General features: G+C 39.8%; 2 protein-coding genes. Both read right to left on the bottom strand.

From position 1 onward, the window contains the following. Positions 1 to 329, bottom strand: a 329-nt coding sequence (gene ssb / locus ACFIKG_RS09355) for a single-stranded DNA-binding protein (RefSeq protein ID WP_375652204.1), incomplete at its 3' end; no start/stop codon positions are given. Between the two features lie 85 nt (positions 330 to 414). Next, the coding region (locus tag ACFIKG_RS09350; protein ID WP_375652203.1) for a DnaB-like helicase C-terminal domain-containing protein at positions 415 to 1,185 on the bottom strand (771 nt) is incomplete at its 5' end.

Genomic DNA, 1,185 nt, shown 5'->3' with positions numbered 1-1,185 from the left:
AGCTTTAACTCGCCTTTGTACTGAGGCAATATGACTTCTGTTACATAGCGATCAACACCGTTTTTATCTTGCCATTTACGGGTTTGTAGTCGCCCCTCGATATAAACTTTGCTGCCCTTATTCAGATACTGGAGAGCTATTTTTGCAAGATGTGGATTAAACACCACAATGGAATGCCATTCGGTTTTGTCTACTTTCTTATTGGTTGCCTTGTCTGTATAGCTCTCAGACGTTGCCATTCGAAAATTGACCACCTCACCACCAGAAGGCATAGTTTTGCTTTCTGGATTGGCACCTAAATGACCAATTAAAATCACTTTATTAAGCATGTTTGTAAGTCCCATTAAATGATGTAAAGATCATAACATGTTTTATGTGTTTTTACAATGTTTTCAGTTGGCTAATAACAATTATTTAATGTTTTACATTATGTGCTAAATCACTAAAGCGTGTAAAATCGGATTGAAAGGCAAGGGGAACGATTCCTGTCGGACCATGGCGTTGTTTTGCTATAATAACCTCGGCTTTACCCTTGGCTTGCTCCATTGCATCTTGCCATTTGCTATACTCAGCAGTGCCTTCTTTTGGTTCTTCATTTTTGAGATAATATTCTTCACGATAAACGAACAGAACAATGTCGGCATCTTGCTCTATTGAACCAGATTCACGTAAATCAGAGAGTTGCGGACGTTTATCGGTTCGGTTTTCAACTTGGCGCGAAAGTTGTGACAGAGCAATGATGGGAATATTGAGTTCTTTTGCAAGTGCTTTTAATCCGGTGGTAATGGCTGTAATTTCTTGAACGCGATTTTCTAATGAACGCTTTGAACCGCTTGTCATGAGTTGGATATAATCGATAATCAAGACATCTAGACCATGTTGTCGTTTAAGACGCCTTGCACGGGCGGACAATTGTGCAAGGGATACACCACCCGTTTGATCAATATAAAGAGGGATTGTTTGTAAGGAACGCATTGCGTGAATAATTTTTGCAAATTGCTCTTCTGAGATATTACCACGGCGCATATCAGAAGAAGAAACCTTTATTTGCTCTGAGATAATACGAGTTGCAAGCTGTTCGGATGACATCTCAAGTGAGAAGAAACCTACAACGCCCCCTTCATTTTCTTGGCTGTTATCACGCTTACAAGCATTGGCAATATTAAAAGCAATATTGGTCGCCAG

This window comes from Bartonella sp. LB28NMGDW, from assembly GCF_042194435.1.
Classification (GTDB): domain Bacteria; phylum Pseudomonadota; class Alphaproteobacteria; order Rhizobiales; family Rhizobiaceae; genus Bartonella; species Bartonella grahamii.
Note: the sequence above shows the minus strand (reverse complement) of the source record. Positions and strands in the feature narration are given on the sequence as shown.